The sequence below is a fragment of the Cobetia sp. PDI-12MA genome (genome assembly GCF_059507695.1).
Genome location: NZ_CM183351.1, coordinates 3,893,410 through 3,917,696, shown reverse-complemented (window position 1 = coordinate 3,917,696; position 24,287 = coordinate 3,893,410). Strand labels below are relative to the sequence as shown.

The window sequence follows — 24,287 nt, the reverse complement described above, 5'->3', positions numbered from 1 at the left end:
TCTTGTCGTTCAGGGCAGGCAGGGGCGTGCGCCCGCAAGATGTCAGCCGGTTTCCTTGAGTGTCGCGCGGCGCACGCGGCGTGGTGTGAGGATCGGCGGCGTCGGTTCCTTGTCGTCATTGTCGAGGGCCAGATAGCGACCGATGGCGGCACCGATGCGTCGAGAGCTATCCTGGATGCCCTGATTGCCGAACAGACGGTTGAACTCGAAGATCATCGGGTGGCCATCGACCATCGCGATATCGAAGCCGGCATGATCAACACTCAATGCCTCGGCCAGGTGCAGGGCCAGGGCGATGGCGGGGGCCGGAATATTGTCGTAGTCCGTCTCGCCACCCTGACTGACATTGGAGCGATAGCCGCCCAGCGGCGTGACGCGCCAGTAGGCGGTGATGACTTCGCCACCTACCACCACGATGCGCAGGTCGCGGTCGATCTCCAGGCGCGGCTGGGCATACAGCACCGGATGCTCCGCCGCATGCGCTTCCAGTTCGCCACGCGACTGGATCAGCTTCACACCGACACCCATCGAGCTTTTGACTTCCTTGACGATCAGCGGGTAGCCGAAGCGCGCCTCGATATCATCGATTGCCTGACGGCTGGCGCCGCGAATCTCGGTCGGCGGCACATTGTCCGGGCAGATGGCCTGAAAGACGCGCGTCTGCTCGACCTTGTCGTGGCCGATCGCGTAGCTGGGCAGGCTGGGGAAGATGCGTTTGCCGAGGCCGTAGACCAGAGTGGTGATCTGCCAGTATTCGGGAAACAGCAAGATGTCGGCGGCGCGGATCTCGTCGAGGTGATCCAGCATGCGCTCCGGCTTGATATAACGAACACCGGGGATGCCGAGGGTACGAAAAGCGTCGAAGGTGATGAGTTTCATGCGGGATATGTCGTCAAGAGCGCCATCATTGCGATAGCGCGATAAGGTTGCCAAGGCTGGACCGGCGCGTATTTAACGCCGGGCGGGGCGCCTTGGCAAGCCTTTGTCTGGCGCTGCCATGCTCCGAGGGGCCGGAGCATGGCGGAGGATCAGTTTATGGCGAGGCGCTCGGCCTGAACGCGGTCGAGAATCGCTTCGTTGATGCGCTGCTTGAGGGCGTCATCCAGGGTCGGGCAACCCTCTTCGGGAGCCATGCAATGGGTGCTCAGCCACTCGGCCAGGCCCTCGCCATTGACGACATCCGGGTCTTCGGCACGCTGTGTTCCCTCGCGGATGATCTTCCAGCCCGGCAGGGCCAGGATGCCATGTACCGGAACCTCGACACCGCACTCACGCTTCAGCCAGGCGGCCGTCCAGTCGCGTGCGGTACGTGTCTCGCGCAGCGGTTTGCGCTCGCGATAGCCCGGGAAGTACAGGCGACCATCCTTGAGCTTGACCTCATCCTTGAGTGCGCCCAGTGCATCCAACGGCCGTGAGCGCGCCTTGGTGCGAATGGCGTAGGCACCAGCGGGGGTGACCACCAGATGATCGATATGGAAGCCCTCGGCAGGCACGTCGTGATAGACCATGCTGGTCAGCTGCTCCGGGCGGATGAGCTGGTCGAGTTCCTGACCGATGGACAGCTCGCAGGCCAGCCCCAGCTTGAGCTTGCGGATACGCTGGAAGTGACGCGTCAGGCGCAGCGCGAAGATCAGCACGAACAGCGCACAGGCCAGACCATAGGCGGCCCACTCAAGCCAGTTCTGCTCTTCACCGAACACCATGCGCCCCATGCCGTAGACCAGCGGGCTCAAGGTGATGAGCGGCCCGAGCGCCCCGTCGAGAAACAGCGCCTGGAAGGCCTCATCGAGACGATCGCGCAGGCTCTGGCCCGGCTCGCGCAGCTGACGGCGGGTCAGTGGCGACTGGATGCGCCGCTCATGCAGGCCGCGCATGCCCAGCACCACCAGCGCGATGGCACCCAGAGGGGTAAGGAAGAAGACAGGTAACAGGTATTCCAGCCAATCCATTGGGGTGTCCTATCGGTGAGAGACGGGCCTGCTGATCAAGCCGAACGTACAGGTCAAGCCGAACGTGCTGATCGGGCCGGGCGTAGGCGCCATCAGTGGCCCAGCGCACGCGGCAGTGGCGTGAGCGGGATCTCGACCTCGCCCTGTGAGACGCTGCCGTCACCCAGCACCGGCACTGCGCTGTCATTGATCCAATAAAGACGCCCTTCGCTGCGCACATCGGCTTGCAGCGCGTAGCGATGGCCTTCCTCGATGGCATTGCGATCGTATTGCAGGCTGACCGGGAAAGGCCCTTCACGCAGGCCGCCATAGCGGGTACTGGCAATCAGCCCAGCTTCGGCATCGGCGCGGGAGACATCCACCAGGCGCACTTCCAGCATCGCATCCGGCGGTGCGGTAAAGGCCTGCTGTGGCACCACGCGCGCCTCCAGCTGCGTGAAGTCCGGGCCGGTCATGCAGCCACCCAGCCCGAGCGTGGCCAGCAGCAGGCCAGAGAGCGAGAGCGTGCGAGCCGAAGGCCGGCGTGGCGTGATGAAGTTCAGCATGGAAATCCCTTGTGCAGCGAGATGGAAGGCAATGGTGCGCGCAGCGGGCGTTCAGCCACCGGCCAGCTTGACGGTATAGCCCATCCGCGTGAGTTCCGCCTTGAGCGTCTCGCGGTGATCGCCCTGGATCTCCACGATGCCATCCTTGAGGCTGCCGCCAGTGCCGCACCGCTGCTTGAGAGTCTTGGCCAGGGCCTTGAGTTCCTTCTCGGCGAGCGGAATCCCGCTCACGGTGGTCACGCCCTTGCCCTTGCGACCGCTGGTCTCGCGACGGATACGCACCACGCCATCGAGGCTTGCCAGGCGTTCACGCTCGGCGAGGTCGGCACATTCGCACTCGGCTTCGGCACGCCGACACTCAGGGCAGGTTGCGCCATGTTCGGTGGAATAGACAAGCCCGGACAGTTGATCCTTGAGCGAGGCCATGATGTCTCCTGCGATACGGTGATGAATGATCAATGCCAAACGGAATCTCGAAAGGATACCTGCGTGCGCGAGAGGCTGGCACCCTGAGGCGCATAAAAAAGGCGACCCCGAAGGGTCGCCTTTCTCTTCCTTCCCTGCCTGCCCGCGTGCGGGTAGGGGGCAGGCGGGGGCCGTCCGATCAGTTGATCTTCGGGTCCAGCTCGCCACGGTTGTAACGCTCGAACATCGCTTCGAGGTTGATCGGGTCGATCTTGCTGCCATGACCGGCGGCACCGAAGGCTTCGTAGCGGGCGATGCAGATGTCGCGCATCGCCTTCACGGATTCCTTCAGGTACTTGCGCGGGTCGAATTCAGACGGGTTCTGGGCCATGAAGCGACGGATGGAACCGGTAGAGGCCAGGCGCAGATCGGTGTCGACGTTGATCTTGCGCACGCCGTGCTTGATGCCTTCGACGATCTCGTCGACCGGCACGCCGTAGGTTTCCGGAATCTTGCCGCCGTATTCGTTGATGATTTCCAGCCAGTCCTGCGGCACGGAGGAAGAGCCATGCATCACCAGGTGAGTCTCCGGGATGCGGGCGTGGATTTCCTTGATGCGCTGGATGGACAGGGTGTCACCCGTCGGCGGCTTGGTGAACTTGTAGGCGCCGTGGGAGGTGCCGATGGCGATGGCCAGGGCATCGACGTGGGTCTTCTTGACGAAGTCGGCGGCTTCTTCCGGGTCAGTCAGCATCTGGTCGTGGTCCAGCTTGCCTTCGGCACCGATGCCGTCTTCTTCACCGGCCATGCCGGTTTCCAACGAGCCGAGGCAACCCAGCTCGCCTTCGACGGACACGCCACAGGCGTGGGCCATCTCGACGGTGCGACGGGTCACATCGACATTGTATTCGTAGCTGGTCGGGGTCTTGCCGTCTTCGCCCAGCGAGCCGTCCATCATCACCGAGCTGAAGCCCAGCTGGATGGAGCGCTGGCAGACTGCCGGCGAGGTGCCGTGATCCTGGTGCATGACCACCGGGATATGCGGGAATTCTTCCACCGCAGCCAGGATGAGGTGGCGAAGGAACGGCGCGCCCGCGTATTTGCGTGCGCCGGCGGAGGCCTGGACGATCACCGGAGAATCGGTGTGGTCGGCGGCTTCCATGATGGCGCGCATCTGCTCGAGGTTGTTGACGTTGAACGCCGGGATGCCGTATCCGTACTCGGCTGCGTGGTCCAACATCTGGCGCATGCTGATCAATGCCATGACATCACCTGTCTTTTTGAGGAATCGAGTGGAGAAGCGTCAGGTGCCCCCCGTCAGCTGACGGGGGGCGACCTTGTGGCCGTGACTCTAAGCCTGCGCCAATGAGGACACAGGCGGGTTCAGCTTGCTGCGGCTTCCAATGCCGCAACGGCCGGCAGTACCTTGCCTTCCACGTATTCGAGGAAGGCGCCACCACCGGTGGAAATGTAGGAGACGCGCGACTCGACGTCGTACTTGTCGATGGCCGCCAGGGTGTCGCCACCGCCGGCGATGGAGAAGGCATCGCTCTCGGCGATGGCCATCGCCAGCTGCTCGGTGCCGTTGGCGAACTGTTCGATCTCGAACACGCCGACCGGGCCGTTCCAGAGAATGGTGCCGGCATCCTTGAGCAGCGCACCGAAGCGTGAGGCGGTCTCCGGACCGATATCCAAGATCATCTCGTCGTCCTGGACATCGGCGACGGCACGCACGACGGCTTCGGCCTTGTCGGAGAACTCGGTGGCGACGACGACGTCGGTCGGCAGCGGAATCTCGACCTTGTCCATCAGCGCGCGAGCGGTATCGAGCAGATCAGCCTCGTAGAGGGACTTGCCGACGTTGTAACCGGCCGCCGCGATGAAGGTATTGGCGATGCCGCCACCGACGATCAGCTGATGGCACTTGTCGGACAGCGCCTTGAGCACGTCGAGCTTGGTGGAGACCTTGGAGCCGCCGACGATGGCGACCATCGGCGCACGCGGTGCGGCGATTGCCTTCTCGAGGGCTTCCAGCTCGGCGGCCAGCAGCGGGCCGGCGCAGGCGTTTGGCGCGAAGCGTGCCACGCCATGGGTCGAGGCCTGGGCACGGTGCGCGGTGCCGAAGGCATCCATCACGTAGACATCGCACAGCGCGGCGTAGGCGCGGGACAGGGATTCCTCGTCCTTCTTCTCGCCCTTGTTGAAGCGCACGTTCTCCAGCAGCACGACCTCGCCTTCGGCGATATCCGGTGCCGTGTCGAGATAGTCGTTGATCAGGCGCACCGGGCTGCCCAGCAGCTCGCCCAGATGTGCCGCGACCGGTGCCAGCGAGAACTGATCTTCCGGCTCACCCTCGGTAGGGCGGCCCAGATGACTCATCAGCATCACGCGTGCGCCGGCGTCACGTGCCGCCTTGATGGTCGGCAGGCTGGCACGGATGCGCGCGTCGCTGGTCACCTGACCGTCGCGGATCGGCACGTTGAGATCTTCGCGGATCAGCACACGCTTTCCGGACAGGTCGAGGGCGGTCATCGTTTGCACGTTCATGACGGGTTCCTTGGTCGTGAATCGGTGGAGAGAGCTTCCCTCGCCAGAGGCGTTGTCATCTCGCAGGCGTGCCAATGGGTGGCGACGTCCAGCATGCGATTGGCAAAGCCCCATTCGTTGTCGAACCAGCACAGCATCTTGATCAGCCGGCCGCCGGCAACACGGGTCTGGGTCGCATCCACGATACCCGAGCGCGGATCGTGGTTGAAGTCGATGGAAGCCGTCGGCTCCTCGCTCAATCCCATCAGGCCCTGCAGGCGTTGTGTGCAGGCCTCGCGCAGCAGGTCATTGACCTCATCCGCGCTCACGTCGCGCTTCACCTCGATGGACATGTCCATGCAGGACACATTGATGGTCGGCACGCGCAGGTGCAGACATTCGAAGCGTCCTTCCAGGTGCGGCATCAGGCGGTTGATGCCCTTGGCCAGGCCGGTGTCCACCGGCACGATCGAACTCATCGCCGAGCGCGTCAGTCGGAGGTCCGTCTGGTGGTAGGCGTCGATCACCGGCTGGTCGTTCATCGCCGAGTGCACCGTGGTGGTGACGCCGCGTTCCAGACCGAAGGCCTCTTCCAGCACCGTCAGAATCGGAATCAGGCAATTGGTGGTGCACGACGCCGCCGAGACGATGCGCATGCCGCTGCCTGCCTGCCCCGCCTCGGCGGGGGCCAGCGCCGACTGGTTGATGCCGCACACGATGGTGGCATCGACATCGGCGTCGGTATCGCCGGGCTGGGAGAACAGCAGTCGTCCGGCGCCTGCTGCCAGATGCCGCTCGGCGGTGGCGCGGTCCTTGAAGCTGCCGGAGCACTCCAGCACCAGGTCAATCCCCAATGCCCGCCAGGGCAGGCAATCTGGATTGGCCTCGGACAGGATGCTGATCGCATGGCCGTTGACGATCAGCTGGCCGTCGCGCTGTTCCACCGTGCCGGGGAAGCGGCCGTGGGTGGTGTCGTAGCGGGTCAGGTAGGTGATGGTGTCCAGATCTGACAGCTCGTTGATCGCGACCACTTCCAACGGCAGTGACTCACCGCGTGCTTCACGTTCTACCAGCGCTCTCAGCACACACTGACCGATGCGTCCGTAGCCATTGATGGCCACTCGCAAGGGAGCATTTCCCTGGCGTCGGGACGCCTTGTCTCCCTGGGGAGCGTCGGCGGTGGACAGAGGCGGCTGGTGGTTCAAGGATGTCGTGTTCCGAGTATTTTTCAGGGGGTCCATGGTAGCGCATCGCTTTGCTGGGCGGAGGGAGCGAAAGGCGCGCAAGCGCCTGATTTCTGGTTTTTTTCGTCTAAGGACACGTAGTCACACTACCCAACTGGTGGGGTTGTGTAGTCGCCGTCTGCGCTGTCTTTCATGGGTACGGTCGCTGGAGAATGACCGCTCATGCAGGATGAATCGTGTCATCACGACCGCGACTCGTGTGAGCCACGTCGACTACAGGCGACAGCCGGTGACGCTTGAGGTCTTCCCGAGTGTCGCACAGACGAAAACGCCGCCGCTCCCAGTGGGAGGCGGCGGCGTCGATCTGCATCCCACCCCGTCATCGACGGGGTGGCTCAGGCGGTGATCAGCCCAGCAGCTTGTTGGCGCGTTCGACCACGTTCTCGACCGTGAAGCCGAAGTGCTTGAACAGGTCGCCGGCCGGCGCGGATTCCCCGAAGGTCTCCATGCCGATGATGTCGCCGTTCAGGCCGACATACTTGAACCAGTAGTCACGATGACCGGCTTCGATCGCCACGCGCGCGGTGACGGAAGACGGCAGCACGGATTCGCGGTATTCCGCGTCCTGCGCATCGAACAGGTCGGTGGCCGGCATGGACACGACACGCACGGCGCGGCCGGCGGCTTCCAGCTCGGCGGCGGCATCCATCGCCAGGCCGACTTCGGAGCCGGTGGCGATCAGGATCACTTCCGGCTGGCCGTTGGCGGCGTCCTTCAGCACATAACCACCACGGCTGATGTTGGCCAGCTGGGCCTTGTCGCGGTTCTGGTGCGGCAGGTTCTGACGCGACAGGATCAGCGCGGTCGGACCGGAGTGACGCTTGATGGCCGCATCCCATGCCGCCGCGGTCTCCACGGCATCCGCCGGGCGCCAGGTGGACAGGTTCGGCGTGGTGCGCAGGCTGGTCAGCTGCTCGATCGGCTGGTGCGTCGGGCCATCTTCGCCCAGACCGATGGAGTCGTGGGTGAAGACATAGACGGCCTGCTGACCCATCAGGGCGGCCATGCGAACGGCGTTGCGCATGTATTCCATGAAAATCAGGAAGGTCGCGCCGTACGGGATGAAGCCGCCGTGCAGACCGGCACCGTTCATGATCGCGCCCATGCCGAACTCACGCACGCCGTAATGCAGGTAGTTGCCGCTGAAGTCTTCGCGGGTGATCGCCTGGGCGCCCTTCCAGAAGGTCAGGTTGGACGGGGCCAGGTCGGCACTGCCGCCGAGCAGTTCCGGCAGCTGCGGGCCGAGCTGGTTCAGGCACTCGAAGGAGGCCTTGCGCGAGGCCGGGCTGTCGCCGGCGGCCTGGGCATCCTCGATCATCTTCTCGCTGGTCAGGGCGTGCGGCAGCTTGCCTTCCAGACGACGGGTGAACTCGGCGGCCAGTTCCGGGTGTGCTTCGGCGTAACGGGCGAAGCGCGTATCCCAGTCGCTCTCGAGCTTGGCGCCGCGCTCGCTGGCATCCCACCCCTGATAGATGTCTTCCGGGATGTGGAAGGGCGCGTGGGCCCAGCCCAGCTTCTCGCGGGTGGCGGCGACTTCGTCGTCACCCAGCGGCGCGCCGTGGCAGGACTCGGTGCCTTCCTTGTTCGGGGAGCCGAAGCCGATCACGGTCTTGCAGATGATCAGGCTCGGCTTGTCGTCGTGGCTCTTGGCCAGGGCGATGGCGGCGCTGATCTCTTCCGGCTTGTGGCCGTCGACGTTGGAGACGACGTGCCAGCCGTAGGATTCGAAACGCTTGGCGGTGTCATCGGTGAACCAGCCTTCGACTTCGCCATCGATGGAGATGCCGTTGTCGTCATACAGGGCGATCAGCTTGCCCAGACCCAGGGTACCGGCCAGTGAGCCGACCTCGTGGGAGATGCCTTCCATCATGCAGCCGTCACCCAGGAAGCACCAGGTGGTGTGGTCGACGACGGTGTGGCCCGGACGGTTGAACTGCGCCGCCAGTGTCTTCTCGGCGATCGCCATGCCGACGGCATTGGCCAGACCCTGACCCAGCGGGCCGGTGGTGGTCTCGATGCCCGGTGCGTAGCCGTATTCCGGGTGGCCGGCGGTCTTGGCGTGCAGCTGGCGGAAGTTCTGCAGGTCTTCAAGGCTCAGCTGATAACCCGAGAGGTGCAACAGGGAGTAGAGCAGCATGGAGCCATGGCCGTTGGACAGCACGAAGCGGTCACGATCGGCCCAGTTCGGGTTGGCCGGGTTGTGCTTGAGGTGGTCGTTCCAGAGCACCTCAGCGATGTCGGCCATGCCCATGGGGGCGCCGGGGTGGCCGGACTTGGCCTTCTGAACGGCGTCCATGGAAAGTGCACGGATGGCGTTGGCCAGGTCTAAACGGGAAGGCATGCAGTAGCTCCTCGCCTGCGGGCGTCAAGAGTGGGGCAATGAATCACGGCGTGCTGCGCCGGACGCCCAGTGCATCCCGAGAGCCAGGGCATGCTGCTGCCTGGGTCTCCTTCAGGACTGTGCGCCTGAAACAGTGCGCCGGAAAGGACAGTGCGTCGCGTGAACCTTGTACGCGCGGACTCGCGTCCGAGCGTGATCTCCGGGCGGGTATTGTCACCGAGATGACAGGGCGCGGCAAATCGCATCCGGGATGTGTGCTCGTCCAAAGGTGGCAATGGCTTATTACCCTGTGTGCAGCGCTTGTCGCAAAAAGGTCTCGATTGGACGCCCCCACGCGCCCCAATACGCTAGGAACTCACATAAGTGGCGTGTAAACTCGCCCCCCCGAGGCTCAACCGCCCGTGTTGAGCTTCATCGTGCGCCGCAAGCGTGTTTCTACTCGGTCGTCAACGCAGTCTGCCGTCAGTGGCCGAATCATCCCCGCATCCGAAAAGAGGGTCGAGGACCAATGAGCGAATACTCACTCTTCACATCCGAGTCCGTGTCCGAAGGGCATCCGGACAAGATTGCCGACCAGATTTCCGACGCCGTGCTCGATGCCATCATCGCGCGCGACAAGCAGGCACGCGTCGCGTGCGAAACGCTCGTCAAGACAGGCGTTGCCATCGTGGCCGGTGAGATCTCCACCAGCGCGTGGGTGGATCTCGAGGAGCTGGTACGTCGTGTCATCACCGATATCGGCTATACCTCTTCCGACGTCGGCTTCGACGGCGAGACCTGTGGTGTCCTCAACCTGATCGGCAAGCAGAGCATCGATATCGCCCAGGGCGTCGATCGCACCAAGCCGGAAGATCAGGGCGCGGGCGACCAGGGCCTGATGTTCGGCTACGCCACCAACGAGACCGACTCCTTCATGCCGGCGCCGATCCACTACGCACACCGTCTGGTGGAGCGTCAGGCGGAACTGCGCAAGAACGGCATGCTGCCGTGGCTGCGTCCGGATGCGAAGAGTCAGGTCACCTTCCGCTACGACGAAGCCGGCAAGCCGGTCGCCGTCGAAGCCGTCGTGCTGTCGACCCAGCATGACCCGGAAGTGTCTCAGGAAGACCTGCGCGCGATGGTCAAGCGCGAGATCATCGAGCAGGTGCTGCCGGCCGAGTGGCTGTCCGAGACCACCGAATACCACATCAACCCGACTGGCAACTTCGTCATCGGTGGCCCGGTAGGTGACTGTGGTCTGACGGGTCGCAAGATCATCGTCGACACCTACGGCGGCATGGCCCGTCACGGCGGTGGCGCCTTCTCCGGCAAGGACCCGTCCAAGGTCGACCGCAGCGCCGCCTATGCCGGTCGCTACGTGGCCAAGAACGTCGTCGCCAGCGGCCTGGCCGACAAGTGCGAGATCCAGGTCTCCTACGCCATCGGTGTCGCCGAGCCGACCTCGGTCTCGATCAACACCTTCGGCACCGGCAAGATCAGCGATGCCAAGATCGTCGAGCTGGTGCGCGAGCACTTCGACCTGCGTCCGTACGCCATCACCACCATGCTGGACCTGGCGCACCCGATGTATCAGCTGACCGCTGCCTACGGCCACTTCGGTCGTGAGCCGTTCGAGCACAGCTACAGCTGGACCGACGTGAGCGGCGAGAAGAAGACCGAAACCTTCACCGCCTTCCCGTGGGAAAAGACCGATCGTGCCGCTGGTCTCAAGGCTGCCGCTGGCCTGTAAATCCGCCAGTTCGACAGGCCTGGCAGGTGGCGGACGTCTCGCCCCTCGCTTTCGGCGCCATGACAAGAAAACCCGCCTCGGCGGGTTTTCTTGTCTCTGGCCCTCCTTCGGACAGCAACAGGAGAGATGCCCAGTGGCTGATCTACGCTATCTCAAGGGCTACGCCCCCGAGATCCAACAGCAGGCGAGTGAACTGCTGGCCTCGGGCAAGACGGCAGCCTTCTTTCTCGGCAAGTATCCCGAGCCCCACCAGCTGCAGGGCGCGCGGGCGCTGCATGACTACACCATGGCGCTGAAGAATCAGTATCTGCGCAGCTCGGCGCCGATCAGCAAGGTGATCTACGACGACCGGATTCACGTCATCGACAACGCCCTGGGGCTGCACACCTTCGTGTCGCGGGTGCAGGGCAACAAGCTCAAGGCCAAGAACGAGATTCGTATCTCGTCGCTGTTCCGGCGCCTGCCGGAGCCGCTGCTCAACATGAACGTGGTGCATGAGCTGGCGCATCTGCGCGAGAAGGCCCATGACAAGGCGTTCTACCGGCTCTGCTGTCACATGCAGCCGGAGTATCATCAGCGTGAGTTCGAGCTGCGTTTCTATCTCTGCCACCGTGAACGCCACGGCGATCTCTGGTAGCCATGAGCCGCTCTGGTAGCCACGATTCGTTCTGGCAGCCACGCGCCGCTCACGCGACGGAAGAACTGGAAAGAATGACAAGGACGTCATGCCATCAGGGGTATCGGCGCCACTGCAAAGGACCGTTTCGGATGCTCAATCTCGCTGCACTGTTCATCACCATCACTGCCGTATGCATGTGGTTCAATCATCGCGTCCTGCGGCTGCCGCCGACCATCGGCGTGATGGCCATCGGTCTGGTGCTGTCGCTGGGCGTGATCGGGCTCGATCACTTCGCGGTGACCACCGTCGTGGCCGATACCGCGGAAGACTGGTTGGGGCGCATCAACTTCAACAGCCTGCTGATGGACGGCATGCTGTCCTTCCTGCTGTTTGCCGGCGCGCTGCACGTGGATCTTTCGCGCCTCAAGGCCTATCGGCGCTCCATCGGGCTGCTGGCCACGCTGGGCGTGCTGATCTCGACGCTGGTGATCGGCTCCGCCGCCTGGTGGCTGTTCCAGTGGGCCGGTATCGAGGTGCCGTACCTGTATTGTCTGGTGTTCGGTGCGCTGATCTCGCCCACCGACCCGATCGCCGTGCTCGGCATCATGCGCAGTGCCGGCGCACCTGCCGATATGGAGATCCGCATCGTCGGCGAGTCGCTGTTCAATGATGGCGTGGCGGTGGTGCTGTTCACCGCGCTGCTGAGTGCGGCGTCGGCCGGCAGCGGCGAGGTCGAACTCGGCCACATGGGACTCCTGTTCCTCGAGGAAGCCGGCGGCGGCATTCTGCTCGGGCTGGCGCTGGGCGCATTGGTCTATCAGCTGATGCGCAGCATCGACCAGTATCAGGTCGAGGTGATGCTGAGTCTGGCGCTGGTGCTGGGCGGCTACGCGCTGGCCTCGGCGCTGCACGTCTCCGGCCCCATCGCGATGGTGGTGGCGGGGCTGATCATCGGCAACATGGCGCGTGATGGCGCCATGTCTGACAACACCCGCCGCTATCTGGACGGCTTCTGGGAGCTGGTCGACGAGATTCTCAACGCGGTGCTGTTCGTGCTGATCGGGCTTGAGCTGGTACTGATGCCGATCACGCTGACCTCGATCGGCATCGCGCTGGTGCTGGTGGCGGTGATCCTGCTCTCGCGCCTGGCGCTGATCGGCCTGCCGCTGAGCCTCTTGCGCCGCTGGTACACCTTCCGTCCCGGCACCACGCGCGTACTCACCTGGGGCGGTCTGCGCGGCGGCATCTCGGTGGCACTGGCACTGGCAATTCCCGAAGGCGACTACCGCGAGCCGCTGGTGGTCACCACCTACATCATCGTGCTGTTCTCGATCCTCGTGCAGGGGTTGAGCATCGGCAAGCTGGTGACGGCGGTGGTCGGCGATCGCAGCCACTCGGAAGAGTCGAACGACAAGCGCTGAGTCAGAGTCGGCCAAAGCAAACGCCACGATAGTGGCAGCGACCAGCCCGGATGTCTGGTTGCAATGACTGGCCGTGACCTGGCTGTACCTTCAGCGCCCTGCTGTCGCCATCGAGGAGGATGACGACAGCAGGGCGCTTTCGTTCGTGTTGCCGGCGCGTTCGTATTGCCGACACCTCTTCGTCCTTGCCTCGCCTGGCCAGCCTGATGACACCCCACATTGTTCTATCAGGCAGACGGTAATCTTGCGTTTACTGATCAACTCTTTATTGCAGTGAGGTGTGCTCTGTACGCGGTGTAACATTGGCTGATGCTACCGAGTGTCGAGGATGGAACATGCCGCTTCATGAACATCTGATATTGCCGGGCAGGGACGGTTCGGATATCGAAGCGCAGCACTATCGCACGCGAATCAACAATACCTTCATCATGTTCGCCATGGCGTGCTTCGCCTGCTTCCTGCTGTTTGACTATTTCCAGGTGCCGTCTGCCTGGCAGGCATTGTGGGTGGGGCGGCTGATCATTTTCCTCTGCTGTCTGCTATGTATCCTCCAGCTGCGCCGCGGCGACGTGTTCGCGGACAAGATCTTGCTGGCCGGGGCGATACCCGCCAATCTTTTCTTCTGCTTCGGGGCCGCGCTGATTCCGGATGCGCTGACGCTGACGTTGTGGAACCTGAGTTTCTCGACCTGCATGCTGATCGCCATGCCCGCCTGGCTGGTGTGGGGCTGGCGCTACCAGCTGGCCAGCAGCCTGCCGCTGATAGTGTGTTATGTGCCCATCTTTCTGTGGCTGAGTCCCTTGTCGTTGACGACATTGGCCGGTGCGGGCGGTGCCTACATCCTGGGCACCCTCTTCATAGCGCCGGCACTGGCGCACGCCCGCGCCTCGACCTTCCATCGCACCATCCGGCTGCAGCGCACACTGGAGGCGCGCAATCTCGAATTGCACGACATGAATCAGCGGTTGCTCATCCAGCAGAACGAGCTGGAATACCGTGCCAATCATGATCTGCTGACGGAGCTGCCCAATCGCCGGTTCGGCTTGGATTTTCTCGAGCGGATGCTGGCCGAGAGCACGAGCACTCGGCAATGCATGTCGATCCTGTTCGTGGATGTCGATCGCCTGAAGCACGTCAACGACAGCTTCGGGCACGCCGAGGGTGATCGCCTGATCCAGCTGGTGGCCCGGAGTGTCGCCCAGGCGGCTGGTGAAGACGGACTGGCATGCCGTCTGGGCGGCGATGAATTCCTGGTCGTCATGCCCGGAGCCTGTGATATGGCCAGCCAGCAGGCGACGACCCAGTTGATGCGCCATCTTCAGGAGCAACGCCTGCAGCAGCAAATCCCCTTCCCGGTCGAGGTCAGCATCGGGCGCGTCACCCACGACCCGGTATTGCAGGGCGATGTGGATGTCGATGATCTGATCCATATCGCGGATGACCGCATGTATCGTCAGAAGCGCGCTCGGCGGCGGGCCATGGCGGGCGCCAAGGACCCTCAGGCGTGAGAAAGCCCGCGAACTTCCCTTAATCAATGCCGCAAGTGATTGATGGCCATGGCTGTCATCGCTTTTTCATGTCGCTGTTACGGGTATGTCATCGCCTCCCCTCAGTCTTGCTGGGCAACGACAGGGGCCATCTGGGCCTCGCCTGTCGATTCCGCCTGGCAACCCGGAGGTGACTGACATGACCGCTTTGCAATCGGCTCCCCATGCTGAAATGTCGCCTGCTTCCGACGCTCTCGGTCAGGTTCGTACGCTGTTCATCTCCGACGTGCATCTTGGGACTCCGGACTGCCAGGCGGCGCTGCTTGCGAAACTGCTGCGTCGCGTGCGCCCGGAACGCCTGTATCTGGTCGGCGATATCGTCGACCTGCTGGCGATGCGCAAGCGTGCGGTGCTCGACAAGGACCAGCAGGCACTGGTGGCGCGGGTGCTGCGTCTGGCGCGCAGCGGCTGCGAGGTCATCTATATTCCCGGCAATCATGATGCCGCCTTCCGTCGCCTGTGCGGCCTGAAGCTGCACAATGTGAGCATCGAGCGGCGCGCGATCCATACCACCGGCAGCGGTCGTCGCCTGCTGGTCTCCCACGGTGATGAATTCGACACCCATGTGCGCATCGCGCCGTGGTTGCTCAAGCTGGGCGATGGCATGCACGGCTTCATCCTGTCGCTCAATCGCTGGTGCAATCGCGCGCGTGGCATGTTCGGGCTGCCGTACTGGTCGCTGGCCAGCGCGCTCAAGCGTCGCAGCGGTACCGCCCAGCGCTACGTGGCCCAGTTCGAGGAAGCCGCCATGCGCCAGGCGCGCCTCGAAGGGCTGGATGGCTATGTCGGGGGGCATATCCACCAGGCGGGCTTCCGGGTTGAGGAAGGCGTGCTCTACTGCAACGACGGTGACTGGGTCGAGCACTGCACCGCGCTGGCAGAAGATGCCGAAGGCGCGCTGCACCTGATCGACTGGCAGGGGCAGATCCTCGAGACGGCGCCGCGCCATCTGATGCCGCGTCAGGCGCCGGCCACGACGCCCGACGCTGTCACGCCCGGGATGGCCGGCGCCTGAGCCTCACCCCAGGCCGCTGATCGCCAGCATCCATGACAGATACAGCGGGATGATCAACGGCGCTGCCAGGGTGGTCAGCATCACCGCGATCGCGCCCTTGGCCGGCTGGATATTCAGCTCGATGGCCAGCACGACCACATTGGCGGCCATCGGCACCACGCCCAGCAGCAGCAACACTTGCGCCAGCACCGGGTCGAGGGCGAACAGGCTGCCCAGCAGCATCACGCTGCCCAGACTCAGCAGCGGCCACATCACGAAGCGCAGGCCGGTCGCGGCCAGAATGAAGCGCGGGTCGATCTCGCGCAGGCTGACACCGCCCAGCGTCATGCCGATGATCATCATGCCCAGCACCGTGTAGCTGTACTTGAAGTAGTCGAGTCCCTCCATCACCGCCCCCGGTACCTCGAGGCCCAGTGTCCCTACCAGCAGAGCGGCCAGAAAGGCGTAGATCAGCGGCAGACGCACGATCTTGACCAGACTCTGGCGCATCGAGAACTGCCCGCGCGCACTGACGTAGAAGCCCAGCGTGAATTCATACAGCGTGATGCCGAGCAGGCAGAACAGGTACTGGGTCACGCCTTCCGGCGGCAGTAACAGCATCGCGACCGGCAGGCCGAAGTAGCCGGTATTGCCGGTGCCCGAGGAGAAGGCGAGCAGGGCAGCTTCCTGCGGCGGGAAGAATCTCGCGGCCAGCGGGCGCACCAGCAGGCAGATGCTGCTGGCCAGCGAGAACAGCCCCAGCGTCAGGCCCAGATCACTCAGCGATGGCTCGCCGAGCACCAGCCCGCGAAAGAAGGTCAGCGGCGCGATCACATAGATCAGCAAGGTGGCGATGGGGCGCGGATCGATCGCGAGGCGGCGTGCACAGAGGGCGCCGAGGGCGACGAAGGTGATCAGCATCCAGAGCGGTTGCTGCAGATCGATGTGGTCCATCACGGTTCCTTGTGAAGCGTCATTGTCCTTTTGGTTCATCATGCCGTGTGGCCCCTGTCAGCGTCATCCCATGAATGTCACTCATTGCGCCTTTCCTTCATCAGGCTTTGGGTCGCGCATCAGGCTTTGGGTCGCGTGGTTGCGCGGCTGGTGAGGGGCAGGACTGAGGAGCAGGATGCCACCGTCAGCAATGGTTATAAACACGCACTTTCTTATATGAATGGCATTGAAGTTGAGGCGAAAACCTTTCATTGGCCGGGGTCGGCGGCGGCGGTCAGAATGCTCGACATGCAGTGCAAGGGCGGTGGCGTGACGCACCGGACGTGTATTGCTGCACGCACACCGCGAAGTGTGCGGCGATAACGACATCAATGCCGGACACGACGACCACGAGGGCCGCCCCATGAGTGCAAGCGAACATCCGTCAGGGATCAGCTTCGAATTCTTCCCGCCGAATACCGAGGCCGGGCGTGAAAAGCTCAAGGGGGTTCGCGATCAGCTGGCGGCGCTGGAGCCGGAGTTCTTCTCCGTCACCTATGGCGCGGGCGGCTCCACGCGTGAGCGTACCTTCAACACCGTGCAGTCGGTCAGCGCCAGCGGCATCTGCACCGCGCCGCACCTGTCGTGTGTCGGCAGCGACCGCGGTGAGCTGCGTGAGATCCTGGCGCAATATCGTGAGCAGGGTGTCAAGCGCCTGGTGGCGTTGCGCGGGGACCTGCCCTCCGGGATGGGCTCGCGCAGCGAGCTGCGTTACGCCAACGAGCTGGTCGAGTTCGTGCGCGAGGAGACCGGCGATCACTTCGAGATCGCGGTGGCGGCCTATCCCGAGTGCCATCCGCAGGCCAACAATTACCATAGCGATCTCGAGAACTTCGCGCGCAAGATGCAGGCCGGCGCCGATATCGCCATCACCCAGTACTTCTTCAATGCTGATGCCTATTTCCACTTCGTGGAGCGCGCGCGTGCCGCCGGCATCGAGCAGCCGATCATCCCGGGGATCATGCCGATCACCAACTACACCAAGCTGGCGCGCTTCTCCGATTCCTGCGGTGCGGACATCCCGCGCTGGCTCCGCCGCCAGCTCGAGAGCTATGGCGATGACAGCGAGAGCCTCCAGGCCTTCGGTACCGAGGTGATCTCGCGCATGAGTCAGCGTCTGCTGGATGGCGGCGCACCGGGCCTGCACTTCTATACCCTCAACCAGGCCGAGCCGTGTCTGAAGGTGCTGGAAAATCTGGGTATCGCTTCTCGTTGAGTCACGTGCGCCGGGTGTGCACGGCAAGTCATTGGAAGAGTGGCATTGAATGTGACGTCGATCGCCCTGAGGTCTGATGGGTAGCCGCTAGTGACAGCGGCCCGCAAGCCACTCAAGGCGTCGGCAGTGACGCCGGCCTCAGTGATGGAGAGATTGCTCATGAATCACGAGACACAGCACACGGCATCCTTTACGCCCTCTTCCAGAAAGCCCCTCAAGACCGCCGCGACGGTGGCGCTCGGCGCCTGGTTGTTCGGCGGTGTCGCCCAGGCAGCCACCGAGGTGGAAATGCATCGCGTCAGCAGTGATGGCGTCGGTGAGTCCGTCGGCAGTGTCATGGCCGAGGATACCGATGACGGTCTGCTGCTGACGCCGAAGATCGAGGGGCTCGAGAGCGGCATCCACGGCTTCCACCTGCATGCCAATGCCAGCTGCGAACCGGCTGAGAAGGATGGCGAGACCGTCGCCGCCGCCGCGGCAGGTAGCCACTTCGATCCAGAAGAGACCGGTACCCACCAGGGCCCCTACGGTGATGGCCACCTCGGTGACCTTCCGGCGCTGAGTGTCGATGCCGATGGCAAGATCTCGCTGCCGGTGCTGGCACCGCGCCTCAAGGAGAACGATCTCAGCGGCCATGCGCTGATGATCCACTCCGGGGGTGACAACTACACCGATACGCCCAAGCTGGGCGGTGGCGGCTCGCGCGTTGCCTGCGGTGTAGTTGACTGATGTGTGGTCGACTGGCCTGTGGTCAACTGAACCACCTGCCGAGATGACATGAAAAAGCCCCGCCAATTGGCGGGGCTTTTTCATGTCGCAGTGATACAGCAGATATCAGTGCAGTTTGCCGGGATCCAGAATGCGCACCGGCTGAACCTCATCGCTCGCCGGCGTCTCGCGGGGCTCGCTCACGCGCGTGGAAATCTCGGCGAGGGTCGGCGGCTCCTCGATGGCTTGCTGTTCGAAGAAGTCGCAGGACACGCAGTCACGGTAGCGGGTCTCGTTCTGCTCCCAGGTGCGCAGGCGGTCCATTGCTCCGCAGCGCGGGCAGACGGCACCGGCGATGAAGCGCTTGATGGTAGACATGGTGCCTCCAGTCAGGGTCAGGGTAGGTCTGGCAATCCCGCCTCGGGCGGATGATGCGCCATATGATACGCCCCCGACCGGTAAAGGTCAGGGGCGCATGGTCAGCGGCTCGTGGTCAGGCTTGCGCCATCACGAGACGGGGCGAGATCAGGCCGCCTGGGCACCGATGCCGGAGTGACGCAGCAGGGCATCGACCTGCGGGTCACGGCCACGGAAGGCGCGGAACAGCTCGGCGGCGTCACGCGAGCCACCGCGTGCCAGTACCTCGTCACGGAAGCGTTGGCCGGTGGCGGTATCGAAGACCGCGCTTTCCTCGAAGGCACTGAAGGCGTCTGCCGACAGCACCTCGGCCCACTTGTAGCTGTAGTAACCCGCAGCGTAACCGCCGGCGAAGATATGGCTGAAGCCATTCTGGAAGCGATTGAACTCGACCGCCGGCACCACGGCGACCTTGCTGCGCACCTCGTCGAGCAGCGCCTGGACATCGCTGGCCGACGGCTTGTCGAGCTCATGATGCAGGCGGAAGTCGAACAGCGAGAACTCCAGCTGGCGGACCATGGTCATCGCCGCCTGGAAGTTGCGGGCTGCCTGCAGGCGCTCGAGCATGTCATCGGGTAGACGCTCGCCGGTGTCCACGTGACGTGCGATCAGATCCAGTCCTTCACGCTCGTAGCAGAAGTTTTCCATGAACTGGCTGGGCAGCTCGACGGCGTCCCATGCCACGCCATTGATGCCGGAGACTTCGGCGACTTCCTGACGGGTCAGCATGTGATGCAGGCCGTGACCGAACTCGTGGAACAGCGTGACCACTTCATCGTGGGTCAGCAGCGCCGGGCGATCGCCCACCGGGCGGGTGAAGTTGCAGGTCAGGTAGGCGACCGGCAACTGCAGGCTGCCATCCTCGCGGCGACGACGGACGCGGCACTCGTCCATCCAGGCACCGCCTCGCTTGCCTTCACGCGCGTAGAGATCGAGATAGAAGCCGGCGATCGGGGTGTCATTCTCGATGACCTCGTAGTAGCTGACGTCCTCGTGCCAGACCGGCACGTCGCGCTGCTTGAAGGTGATGCCGTAGAGGCGGTTGACGACCTCGAACAGTCCGTCGATGGCCTGCGGCGCCGGGAAGTAGGGGCGCAGCTGCTCCTGATTGATCGCGTAGCGCGACTCGCGCAGCTTCTCGCTGGCATAGCCGACATCCCACGGCTGCAGGTCGTCGATGCCGAGGCTCTCGGTGGCGTAGGCCGCCAGCTCGTTGAACTCCTCACGCGCCTGCGGCACGGCGCGGGTAGCGAGGTCATCCAGGAAGGCGATGACCTGCGTCGGCGAGTCGGCCATCTTGGTCGCCAGTGACAGCGAGGCGTAGTCGTCGAAGCCGATCAGCGCGGCCAGCTCCTGACGCAGGGCCAGAATCTCCTCGATCACCGGGCCGTTGTCGAACTCACCGGCGTTGGGGCCCTTCTCCGAGGCGCGCGTGACGAAGGCAGTGTAGACCTCCTCGCGCAACTCGCGGTTGTCGGCATAGCTGAGCACCGGGAAGAAGCTCGGGAAGTCCAGGGTGATGCGATAGCCTTCCAGGCCCTTGGCTTCGGCATTGGCCTTGAGCGCTTCAAGGCCGCTTTCCGGTATGCCCGCCAGTGCCTCTTCGTCGACATCCTTGTGCCAGGCCTGGGTGGCATCCAGCACATGGTTGGAGAAGGTGTTGGAGAGCTCGGACAGGCGCGCCTGTATCTCGCCGTAGCGCTGCTTCTTGTCTTGCGGCAGATCGACACCGGCGAGGCGGAAGTCGCGCAGGCTGTTGGTGATCGCCTTCTGCTGGGCTTCATCGAGGCTTGCGAACTCATCGCTGTCCGCGAGGCGCTGATAGGCCGCGGCCAGGTCGCTGTTCTGACCCACCCAGGTGGAGTAGGCCGACAGCTTGGCGAGACAGGCCTGATAGGCCTCACGCAGCTTGGGCGAGTTCATGGTCGAGTTGAGGTGCGAGACCGGCGACCAGGCCTGGCTCAGGCGGTCACCCAGCGCTTCCAGCGGCGCGGCGAAGTTGTCCCAGCGCGTGTCATCGCGGGTGGCCTCGATCAGGCGCTCTATCTCCTGCTGGTTGTGCTCCAGCAGTTCGCTGATCGCGTCCTCGACGTGCTCGGCCTTGAGGGTGTCGAAGGGGGGCAGGGTGTTGCGTTCCAGCAGGGGATTGATCGACATCATGTACCTCGCGTCATTCGGGTGGGCGGCAGCGGTGAGCGGTAAAGGAGAACTTGCGCATCGATTGCGCCGTGAAAACGGCGTCACCGCTGCCGCGGGGATACCTAGAATGTGAGGCCTCGGCGCGTGTTATTCAATCTATCGCCTCGATAGGCGGGCGCTGCCACGCGCATGTCGCATTGGCCGAGGCCGGTACGGCTGCTATCTTGCTGGCCTTGGCCCCCGAGTGGGGCCTGTATCCTTCCCCCGTACCGAAACCACGAGAGCAGACATGAGCGAAACCACCGAACGCTGGGGCAGTCGCCGAGCCTTCATTCTGGCCGTGACCGGCGCCGCCGTAGGGCTGGGCAACATCTGGCGCTTCCCCTACATGACCGGCGAGAACGGCGGTTCCGCGTTTCTGCTGCTGTATATCGGTTTCGTGCTGCTGCTGGGCCTGCCGGTGATGATGGCCGAGATCATGATCGGGCGCGCCGGACGTCGCGGACCGATGCAGGCGCTGGTCCATCTGGCCGTCAGCGGTGGCCGGACCCCGCACTGGCGCTGGCTGGGGCTGTTCGGCGCCATCACCATGTTCTTCATCCTGTCGTTCTATTCGGTGGTGTCGGGCTGGTCGATCGAGTATCTGGTCGATTCGCTGAAGGGTGACTTCAGCGGCATGAGCCCACCGGAGATCGGCGCTACCTTCGGTGCCTTCCTGGAAGACCCGGTGACGATGACCTTCAACCACACCGTCTTCATGCTGATGACGATGAGCGTGGTGGCCGCCGGCATCTCTTCCGGGCTCGAGCGCCTCAACAATCTGATGATGCCGCTGCTCTATGTGCTGTTGCTGGCGCTGGCCGGTTACAGCATCAGCACGCCCGGCTTCGGCCCCGCGCTGAGCTGGCTGTTCATGCCCGACCCGAGTGCCATCACGCTGGACGTGATGCTCAATGCCATGGGACATGCCTTCTTCACGCTGGCGGTCGGCGCCTGTGCACTGATGGCCTACGGCGCCTACATGCCGGAGCGCCAGAGTCTGCCGACGGCCGCGATCGCCGTGGCGGCGCTGGATATCGGTGTGGCGCTGCTGGCGGGTATCGCCATCTTCGCGGCGGTCTTCAGCCAGGGCATGGACCCGGCCTCCGGCCCCGGCCTGATGTTCGTCAGCCTGCCGATCGCCTTCGCCAATCTGCCGGGCGGCAGCGTGCTGCTGGCGCTGTTCTTCCTGCTGTTGCTGCTGGCGACCTGGACCAGCTCGATCAACATCGCCGAGCCCATCGTCGAGGTGCTGGAGGGTTGGGGCCTCAAGCGTCGCCACGCGGCACTGGCGGTCGGTGTCTCGGTGTGGGCGATGGGGTTGTTGTCGGTGCTGTCCTTCTCGAGCCTCAAGGACGTGCACGTGCTGGGCGAAATGAATGTCTTCGATGCGGTGACGACGATTCCGCCGGACTTCTTCCTGCCGATCGGCGGGCTGCTGATCGCTATCTTCGCGGCCTGGGTGATGCCGCAGAATCGTGCGCTGGCTGGCCTCGGCACATCGCGTGGCTTCTTCCGCACCTGGCGTTGGGTACTGCGCTGGGTCTCGATTCCGCTGGTCGTCGTCGTGCTGGGCTGGAGCTTCTTCAAGTAAGCCCGCTTGTGCCATCGGTGCGTGAATCTGGCGTTGAGTCGGCGCCAGGCGTGGGGCGATGCGCAGGGCATGTCGAGCCTGAAAGCGGGGCGTCGGGACGGGGGGCGAAAACATCGCAACGCGAGTCAGGCCGTCGCGCTATTGGCATCCCGGTGTTTGGCGCAGTAGGCTGGATGCCTAATTCAGGAGGCAAGGCATGAGCATTAGATCCTTCAAGGGCCTGACGCCGCGACTGGGCGAGCGGGTTTTCGTCGATCCGGCCAGTGTGGTGCTGGGTGATGTCGCCCTCGGGGATGACAGCTCGGTATGGCCGCTGGCGGTGATTCGCGGCGACATGCACCGTATCCGCATCGGCGCGCGCACCAGTGTGCAGGATGGCGCGGTACTGCATATCACTCACGCCAGTGATTTCAATCCGGGTGGCTATCCGCTGGAAATCGGCGATGACGTCACCATCGGTCACAAGGCCGTGTTGCATGGCTGCACCATTCACGACCGCGTACTGGTCGGCATGGGCGCCATCGTGATGGACGGCGTGGTGGTGGAAGATGAAGTCATCATCGCGGCGGGTGCGCTGGTGCCGCCGGGCAAGCGTCTCGAGGGCGGGCATGTGTATGCCGGCAACCCGGCCAAGGCACTGCGCCCCATCAAGGACAGTGAGCGTGAGTTCTTCACCTATTCGGCGGTGAACTACGTCAAGCTGAAGGATCAGCATCTGGCCGAAGACTACGTCGACTGAATCTTCCTCGCGGAGAGTGGCAGACGCAGCAATGATCACTCCCCCGTTGGCTCAGGCCAGCGGGGGAGTGCTCGTTTCAGAGCCGGATTATTCGCAAGTCAGGGGCAAATTTTCCGCAAGCCAGGGGCGGATTTTCCACAAGCCAGGATCGGTTTTTCCACGAGCTTTAGAAGGCAGAGATGGCAGTGGCGCGCACAAACCAGGACAAGCCATTGTTTTTCATGAAATGCTTGCGTCATAATCTGGACGTATATCCAGTGCCGGCGTGTGGCGTCTGGTCCAGTGACATCGTCGAGGGCTCGCGACCCGTATTTCATGGCCAATTTTCGTACCCATATCACCGTAGCGGCCTTTGCCGGCGGCATCGTCGCGGCGGCGGGCTGGCAGGGCGGCCTGTGGTCGCTGGCGGAGGGGGTTCCGCTGGCGAGTCTGACCACCTTCGGCGGTATCCTGCCGGATATCGACTCCGACAACTCGCGCGCCATCCGGATCCTGTTCACGCTGTTTGCGGTACTGGCGACCATGGCTTGCGTGCTGCTGCTGCAGGACCGCCTGCTGGCGGGGCCGTTGATGATGGCGGGCGGCGCCACCTATCTGGGCGTGCGCTATGTGGCCAGCGCCATCTTCAAGCGCTTCACCGTCCACCGCGGTATCTGGCACTCGCTGCTCGCGTCACTGCTGTGCTCACTGGGCGTGACGGCCGCCAGCCTGCATGTACTGGGGCAGAGTGAAGAGCAGGCCTGGTGGCAGGGCGCGGCCCTGTTGTTCGGCGCCATGATCCACCTGTTGCTCGATGAGATGTACAGCGTCGACATGGTCGGCGCACGCCTCAAGCGCAGCTTCGGTACCGCCTTCAAGCTGTTCGATTATCGTGAGCCGGGCAACTCGCTGGCGATGGTGGCGGTGATCGCCGCCATGACGCCCTGGCTGCCGCCCGTTTCGGTGCTGGTGGACATCATGCATCTGCAGGGGCCGCTGTCCGTGTTCGGCGAAGGCCTGTCGCGGCTGATGGCCGGCGTCTGATGCTGTCTGGCTGAAGACCGGCGCGAATCTCCGTTGCGTTGTCTTGGTCGTGATGCCTTGGTTGTGATGCCTCTGTTGTGGTGCATCAGGCACGATGCC

Annotated in this window: 21 protein-coding genes; 10 read left to right on the top strand and 11 right to left on the bottom strand. The window is 63.7% G+C overall.

Features of this window, described 5'->3' with window-relative positions; translation table 11 throughout:
- Window positions 1-42 precede the first annotated feature (42 nt).
- The 8 genes from AC5WNI_RS16595 to tkt form a co-directional block, all read right to left on the bottom strand.
- Window positions 43-879 (bottom strand): ATP-grasp domain-containing protein, encoded by an 837-nt coding sequence (locus AC5WNI_RS16595; protein WP_285460727.1) that lies wholly within the window; start codon window positions 877-879, stop codon window positions 43-45.
- Window positions 880-1,028: 149 nt separating this feature from the next.
- Window positions 1,029-1,949, bottom strand: coding sequence for a nuclease-related domain-containing protein (locus AC5WNI_RS16590; protein ID WP_175090636.1), 921 nt, complete (start codon window positions 1,947-1,949; stop codon window positions 1,029-1,031).
- Between the two features lie 92 nt (window positions 1,950-2,041).
- Complete coding sequence (locus AC5WNI_RS16585; protein ID WP_175090637.1) at window positions 2,042-2,494, bottom strand: YbaY family lipoprotein; 453 nt, start codon at window positions 2,492-2,494, stop codon at window positions 2,042-2,044.
- Between the two features lie 51 nt (window positions 2,495-2,545).
- Window positions 2,546-2,920 carry a translation initiation factor Sui1 gene (locus AC5WNI_RS16580; protein WP_043335744.1) on the bottom strand — a complete coding sequence of 125 codons (375 nt, stop codon included), beginning with the start codon at window positions 2,918-2,920 and terminating at the stop codon, window positions 2,546-2,548.
- A gap of 178 nt (window positions 2,921-3,098) precedes the next feature.
- Window positions 3,099-4,163, bottom strand: coding sequence for a class II fructose-bisphosphate aldolase (gene fba / locus AC5WNI_RS16575; protein ID WP_043335741.1), 1,065 nt, complete (start codon window positions 4,161-4,163; stop codon window positions 3,099-3,101).
- Window positions 4,164-4,282: 119 nt separating this feature from the next.
- Window positions 4,283-5,446 (bottom strand): phosphoglycerate kinase, encoded by a 1,164-nt coding sequence (locus AC5WNI_RS16570; RefSeq protein WP_175090638.1) that lies wholly within the window; start codon window positions 5,444-5,446, stop codon window positions 4,283-4,285.
- Window positions 5,443-6,552 (bottom strand): type I glyceraldehyde-3-phosphate dehydrogenase, encoded by a 1,110-nt coding sequence (locus AC5WNI_RS16565; protein ID WP_254627214.1) that lies wholly within the window; start codon window positions 6,550-6,552, stop codon window positions 5,443-5,445. The genes AC5WNI_RS16570 and AC5WNI_RS16565 overlap by 4 nt, the downstream gene beginning before the upstream one ends.
- A gap of 463 nt (window positions 6,553-7,015) precedes the next feature.
- Window positions 7,016-9,010 carry a transketolase gene (gene tkt, locus AC5WNI_RS16560; protein WP_175090640.1) on the bottom strand — a complete coding sequence of 665 codons (1,995 nt, stop codon included), beginning with the start codon at window positions 9,008-9,010 and terminating at the stop codon, window positions 7,016-7,018.
- A gap of 508 nt (window positions 9,011-9,518) precedes the next feature.
- Between tkt and metK the strand changes: the two genes are divergently transcribed.
- The 5 genes from metK (at window position 9,519) to AC5WNI_RS16535 (ending at window position 15,341) form a co-directional block, all read left to right on the top strand.
- Window positions 9,519-10,739 (top strand): methionine adenosyltransferase, encoded by a 1,221-nt coding sequence (gene metK / locus AC5WNI_RS16555; RefSeq protein ID WP_175090641.1) that lies wholly within the window; start codon window positions 9,519-9,521, stop codon window positions 10,737-10,739.
- 133 nt (window positions 10,740-10,872) lie between these two features.
- Window positions 10,873-11,376, top strand: a complete 504-nt coding sequence (locus AC5WNI_RS16550) for a YgjP-like metallopeptidase domain-containing protein (protein WP_175090642.1) — start codon at window positions 10,873-10,875, stop codon at window positions 11,374-11,376.
- A 131-nt stretch (window positions 11,377-11,507) separates the two neighbouring features.
- Window positions 11,508-12,779, top strand: a complete 1,272-nt coding sequence (locus tag AC5WNI_RS16545) for a cation:proton antiporter (protein ID WP_175090643.1) — start codon at window positions 11,508-11,510, stop codon at window positions 12,777-12,779.
- Window positions 12,780-13,114: 335 nt separating this feature from the next.
- Window positions 13,115-14,287, top strand: coding sequence for a GGDEF domain-containing protein (locus tag AC5WNI_RS16540; RefSeq protein ID WP_175090644.1), 1,173 nt, complete (start codon window positions 13,115-13,117; stop codon window positions 14,285-14,287).
- A gap of 178 nt (window positions 14,288-14,465) precedes the next feature.
- The gene (locus tag AC5WNI_RS16535; protein ID WP_254627215.1) at window positions 14,466-15,341 is read left to right on the top strand and encodes a UDP-2,3-diacylglucosamine diphosphatase; all 876 of its coding nucleotides are present in this window, start codon (window positions 14,466-14,468) and stop codon (window positions 15,339-15,341) included.
- A 3-nt stretch (window positions 15,342-15,344) separates the two neighbouring features.
- Here the strand turns inward: AC5WNI_RS16535 and AC5WNI_RS16530 are convergent, their stop codons facing one another.
- A complete protein-coding gene (locus AC5WNI_RS16530) occupies window positions 15,345-16,274 on the bottom strand; it encodes an AEC family transporter (RefSeq protein ID WP_175090645.1) in 930 nt (309 codons plus the stop codon).
- 403 nt (window positions 16,275-16,677) lie between these two features.
- On the opposite strand from AC5WNI_RS16530, the gene metF reads away from it, so the two are divergent.
- The gene (gene metF / locus AC5WNI_RS16525; protein ID WP_175090646.1) at window positions 16,678-17,529 is read left to right on the top strand and encodes a methylenetetrahydrofolate reductase [NAD(P)H]; all 852 of its coding nucleotides are present in this window, start codon (window positions 16,678-16,680) and stop codon (window positions 17,527-17,529) included.
- 159 nt (window positions 17,530-17,688) lie between these two features.
- A complete protein-coding gene (gene sodC, locus AC5WNI_RS16520) occupies window positions 17,689-18,258 on the top strand; it encodes a superoxide dismutase family protein (RefSeq protein WP_175090647.1) in 570 nt (189 codons plus the stop codon).
- A gap of 105 nt (window positions 18,259-18,363) precedes the next feature.
- Here the strand turns inward: sodC and AC5WNI_RS16515 are convergent, their stop codons facing one another.
- Window positions 18,364-18,615: a YheV family putative zinc ribbon protein gene (locus tag AC5WNI_RS16515; protein ID WP_175090648.1), complete on the bottom strand. Its 252-nt coding sequence runs from the start codon at window positions 18,613-18,615 to the stop codon at window positions 18,364-18,366.
- A gap of 147 nt (window positions 18,616-18,762) precedes the next feature.
- Complete coding sequence (prlC, locus tag AC5WNI_RS16510) at window positions 18,763-20,811, bottom strand: oligopeptidase A (RefSeq protein WP_175090649.1); 2,049 nt, start codon at window positions 20,809-20,811, stop codon at window positions 18,763-18,765.
- Between the two features lie 271 nt (window positions 20,812-21,082).
- Here prlC and AC5WNI_RS16505 point away from each other — a divergent pair, with 271 nt between their 5' ends.
- The 3 genes from AC5WNI_RS16505 (at window position 21,083) to AC5WNI_RS16495 (ending at window position 24,188) form a co-directional block, all read left to right on the top strand.
- The gene (locus tag AC5WNI_RS16505) at window positions 21,083-22,426 is read left to right on the top strand and encodes a sodium-dependent transporter (protein ID WP_175090650.1); all 1,344 of its coding nucleotides are present in this window, start codon (window positions 21,083-21,085) and stop codon (window positions 22,424-22,426) included.
- A gap of 196 nt (window positions 22,427-22,622) precedes the next feature.
- Entirely contained in the window at window positions 22,623-23,165 is a 543-nt protein-coding gene (locus tag AC5WNI_RS16500; protein ID WP_043335714.1) for a gamma carbonic anhydrase family protein, read from the top strand.
- Between the two features lie 315 nt (window positions 23,166-23,480).
- Window positions 23,481-24,188, top strand: a complete 708-nt coding sequence (locus tag AC5WNI_RS16495) for a metal-dependent hydrolase (protein ID WP_175090651.1) — start codon at window positions 23,481-23,483, stop codon at window positions 24,186-24,188.
- Window positions 24,189-24,287 lie beyond the last annotated feature (99 nt).